Source organism: Halomonas saccharevitans (assembly GCF_900116405.1).
Taxonomy (GTDB): Bacteria; Pseudomonadota; Gammaproteobacteria; order Pseudomonadales; family Halomonadaceae; genus Halomonas; species Halomonas saccharevitans.
In genome coordinates, this window is record NZ_FPAQ01000088.1 from 1 (window position 1) to 1,399 (window position 1,399).

Sequence of the window (1,399 nt, forward strand, 5' to 3'; positions counted from 1 at the left end):
CAGATACCCCCGGTTCCAAGGCCGGTCCACCGCACTCTTGTCGCGATTGACCGTGAGCCTGAGCGAATTCTCGAGAAAATCACTCAGGCTGGTCATGACGCGCTCGCCTGCTCGCCGACTCCTGACATACACCTGCATGTCGTCGGCGTAGCGGCAGAAGCAGTGGCCGCGACGTTCCAGTTCCTTGTCCACGTCATCCAGCAGGGTATTCGCCAGCAGCGGACTCAGCGGTCCGCCCTGGGGCGTCCCCTGCCGGCGTGGCGCGGCCAAGCCGTCCTGGAACATCCCGGCTTCCAGATAGCGACGGATCAAGCGCAACGCGCGCTTGTCGCGGATGCGGCGCGCGACCCGCGCCATCAGCAGGTCGTGGTTCACCCGGTCGAAGAAGGCTTTCAGGTCAAGGTCGACCACCCAGCGGTGGCCGGCAGTGACGTGGACCTTCATGGCCGAAACGGCCTGTTGGGCGCTGCGCCCTGGGCGGTAGCCGTAGCTCGATGCGGAGAACCCCGGATCAAAGATCGGCGTCAGCACCTGCAGCAACGCCTGCTGGATCAACCGGTCTGTGACCGTGGGGATGCCGAGCTGTCGCGTCCCGCCCTTGGGCTTGGGGATCTCAACAGCTCGGACCGGGCTGGGGTGGTACTCACCGGTCAGCAGCCGCTCGCGCAGCGTCGGCCAGTGTTGCTTCAGGTAGTCGGCCAGCTGGTGCACCGTCATGCCGTCGGCACCCGGTGCGCCCTTGTTGGCGACCACCCTACGGTAAGCCCGCGCCATGTTGGCCGTCTCTACCACGGCCTCCATGAGCGGGGCGGGCTCCGCTTTCGTCCACGATGACGACGCCGGGAACGTCTCGACGCTCACCGGCCGGGACTCAGGATACTGCCCCTGCCCCTCTGGGTGAGTGACGGTATTAGCGCCAGGGTCTGTCTTCATGATCGATCCTCGAGACGTCATCGCCTACTCGCGGTTCTTCATGTTCGGCCCTTGGTGCCGCGGTGAACCGGCACTTACTATGGCCTCTGCTGACGTCTGGTGGCCCATCCCGTCGCCTCTCGACGCCGGTAGCAGCGTGGCAGACCACCAGATCTCCCAGGGTAAGACGCGCGACCTTCCTGCTTATGCCTGTCGGATATACGTCATGACGTTCCGTGCAAGTACCGGGCTTTGATGAATTGGGCCATCTCACCCCGCCATGACGCCTCGTATCCGCTTCCTGTTCGTCAGGCCAGCGTTTTGCCTCGGGCTTCCTTCAGATTCCCCCTCGCGGGAGACACCCTTGCCGTCGGCTAGCACTTCCCCTTGCCGGGCGTGCAGGGGACTTCCACCCCCAAGTCATCCCGAGGCACCACCCTCGGGAACAGCGCCAGTCAGGCGCTGCGCGCCATGCCTGGCGCACCCA

Annotated in this window: 1 protein-coding gene; it reads right to left on the reverse strand. The window is 65.1% G+C overall.

The window, feature by feature from the left end; translation table 11 throughout:
• A partial coding sequence (gene ltrA, locus BM388_RS17465; protein WP_089852509.1) for a group II intron reverse transcriptase/maturase occupies nucleotides 1–933 on the reverse strand: 933 nt, incomplete at its 3' end.
• Nucleotides 934–1,399: the final 466 nt, after the last annotated feature.